Here is a 3027-nt window from a genome sequence, read left to right on the forward strand (position 1 = left end):
TTCGCGACGTACTTCGCGAGGGAGTCGCGGTGAAGTACGGCGTGATTGAACAGATGCGACAGGACTACCCGGTGCCACCGATGTGCCGCTTGCTGGGTGTTTCGGTCTGCGGTTATTACGCATGGCGCAAGCGCACGCCCTCCACCCGGGCACGGCAGGAGGCCCGACTGGAAAAAACGGAGGTTCTCGTTGCCCATCAGTGTACGCGCGAAAGCTTCGGCCCGGAGCGGCTGCAAAGGGATCTCGAACGGCACGGTGTTTGTGTGGGCGTACACCGGATAAAACGGTTGCGCAGAAGCTCGGCCTGCGGTGCAGGCAGAAGCGTAAGTTCAAGGCCACCACTAATTCAAAGCATGATTTGCCCGTTTCGCCGAACCTGCTGAACCAGGAATTCTCGGTGTCAGCGCCCGATCAGGCCTAGTGTGGCGACCTCACGTACCGCGCGACGGACGAAGGATGGTTATATCTTGCCGGCCTGAAGGACCTGTACAGCGGCGAAATCGTTGGCTATGCGATGAGCGGACGCATGAAAGACCTGGTGAGGCAGGTGCTGTTTCGCGCCGTCTCAAGCCGACGTCCGAAGCCCGGCCTCATTCAGCACACCGACCGCGGCTCGCAATACTGCGCACGGGCTTACCAAAAGCTCGTCAGGCGGTTCGGCATGCGCGCATCGATGAGTCGCCGCGGCAACTGCTACGATAACGCCCCGATCGAATCTTTCTGGGGTTCTCTAAAGAGCGAACTGATCTATCATCAGCGAATCGTGACGCGGGAGCGGGCTAGACTCGCCATCAGCGAGTACATCGAAATCTTTTACAACCGGCAGCGCACGCAGGCCCGCCTCGGCTACCTGTCGCCTGCCGCATTTACGCAGCGCTTCTACCTGGATCGTGCTGCGGCTTGACGCGGTGGTCTCCACCGATTCCGACCGACCTCAGCCTGCGAAGGTTTCTTCGGGCGCCTCAAAACAGAGCTATTCTGTCCTCGTGACAGGGGCCACGACCGTTGATCATTCATCGAAGTCTTTGACCCGTAATCCGCCGGTACAACGGAAAGCGGATCAAGGTCTCGCTCCGCTCCCTCAACCCGATCGAATACCGGCAGAGTCTCGGATTGCAGCATAAATCAGTACAACGATTTAGCCGCACATCTATAGCGCATCTTGTACCCCACCAGAGTCGAAGAAGACAACACCTGAAGTATCACTTACGGACTTGCTCTCGAGTCTTGTAACAGCGTGGCTGGAAGGGGAATTCTACCAACGCACCGCCGCAAACCTCACGCTCCACACGACTGGCGGACTAGCGAAGGTCCGTTCGAACATACCTGGCTAAGATACATGAATGGCTCGAGACCGAGCCAAGCATCACGGCAAAGCAGCTATACGAACGCCTCACCACGATGGCCCCCTGTATTCCCGCACACAACGGCGCCCCTTACAACGCCAAGTAAAAGTGTGGCGATCGAATCAAGCGAGGGAGTTGGTGACCCGGATACTCTACGGCACCCATGCAGAAATGGTGAGGGCTGACGCTGCTACGCGGCTCCAGCCCTCACCAACAAACCAGTTCACCGGTGCCAACTAGCTGGCGGCAACATCATTCCGTGAGGCAGCACGACCGGCCGTGCTGCATGACGTTGTCTAAGTGGCTCTCGCTGTAGTAGATCTGGCGCCTCTCCCTCATTCACAATGCTTGCGCCGCTCATGCAGCGCTCATGTGTCGCATCGACCAGTTGAATCCGTCGGTGCACTTGGACATTGAGAACTGCTCAATCGCCGTTGAACGTCTTGACGGCCGTAGCCTTGTCTGCATCAGAACCAAGACTCAATCGCTCGGCCCTTCCGGGAACGCTGCGGCCCACGGCCTGTCCTGTTCTCCTCGCCATGCTTGTTACGCAACCTACCTTCTCCGTACCATCTCATGACCACAAGGTACAACGGCTCAACGCGCTTCTAGTAACGACGTCGTCCTTACGCCGATGCAGCATTCGAAACCCGAGACAAGGAACGAGCTATTCTGCTATTCGATGATTTCTTAAAATGCATCAATGCTCTCGACCTTGACTTGTGTGCATGGGAGCTGACATGACAAGGTAAAGCGTGTCCGAGCACCTCCGGGCAGGGGGCCAGCCATGTGATACAGACTCCTCGTTCTCCGATTTTCGTCGTCATAGGCGCCCAGCCGCAAGACGACAGTGTGTACCTCGTCTTGTGTCCCGTTTTCAATCTCCCCGGAGACCAGCCTACTGTCCTTGACAGAATCTGTACTCACGTCCGTCACCATCGCGCGCACCTGCCCATCAAGCGCGGTTGACGGCGTCATACATGCGCTCAACGTCAAGCTACTGCCAATTGTCAGAGTGGCTAGAGCGACGGCGTCTCGCCATCGCGAAAGCGATTCATGCTTTGCTACCATGTGCACCTCATTTCCTGTGCGAAATAATATTTCAGATAGAAACGCCTGCCTGCACTCAACAGGTGTAAGGTAGTTCAGGCACGTTGTGAGGGCCGCGGGTCCTAGAACGCTTGAATGTTCTCGCTAATGGCACGCCCTGCGTGCTCGTGTGACGCGAAGCGCCCATGATAGACCGGTTCGCTCTTGAGCAAACCCGAGAACGCTCGATAGGGGCTCCGCCGTAGAGATTGCCACGGCAACTCATTGCAACTTGCAAGGGGAACTGTCGAAAGACTTGACAGGCTGAGGTAAAACATCGACCTGCTCCTTCACGACGAGAATGTCGAAATGCTATCGCCTCGACTAAATTTGATAGTGGTCGGTCTCTCGTACTGTTGCGTGTGGGCGCGGAGAACGTAGTCGGACGCGGCAACGCGCGCGGCGAACCGCACGGAGTCCGCATGAATCGGGAACAGGGATTCATCCGCGCAAAGGTTGGCATGCTCGAAACTTCGGAGAGACCCGCGATTACACTGCCGGCCTTCACGCACCGGAGTTGCGATCCTGCAGTTCGGAGATAGCGCCTTGCAATTGATCCTTGTGCTCAGCATCGACAAAGCAATCGTCCGGT

The 3027-nt window shown here is 57.1% G+C and carries 1 protein-coding gene and 3 pseudogenes; 3 read left to right on the forward strand and 1 reads right to left on the reverse strand.

Annotated features, from left to right (window positions below; all coding sequences use genetic code 11):
* The 3 pseudogenes from P0D80_RS49170 to P0D80_RS52080 all read left to right on the forward strand — a co-directional run.
* A pseudogene (locus P0D80_RS49170) lies at positions 1-904 on the forward strand (IS3 family transposase); the annotation flags it as partial.
* Positions 905-934: 30 nt separating this feature from the next.
* Positions 935-1116, forward strand: a pseudogene (locus P0D80_RS49175) (IS3 family transposase); the annotation flags it as partial.
* 249 nt (positions 1117-1365) lie between these two features.
* Positions 1366-1586, forward strand: a pseudogene (locus tag P0D80_RS52080) (hypothetical protein).
* A 450-nt stretch (positions 1587-2036) separates the two neighbouring features.
* On the opposite strand, the gene P0D80_RS49180 reads toward P0D80_RS52080, so the two are convergent.
* Positions 2037-2417 carry an FxLYD domain-containing protein gene (locus tag P0D80_RS49180; protein WP_408295747.1) on the reverse strand — a complete coding sequence of 127 codons (381 nt, stop codon included), beginning with the start codon at positions 2415-2417 and terminating at the stop codon, positions 2037-2039.
* Positions 2418-3027 lie beyond the last annotated feature (610 nt).

The organism is Paraburkholderia sp. RL17-373-BIF-A (assembly GCF_046030175.1).
Taxonomy (GTDB): Bacteria; Pseudomonadota; Gammaproteobacteria; order Burkholderiales; family Burkholderiaceae; genus Paraburkholderia.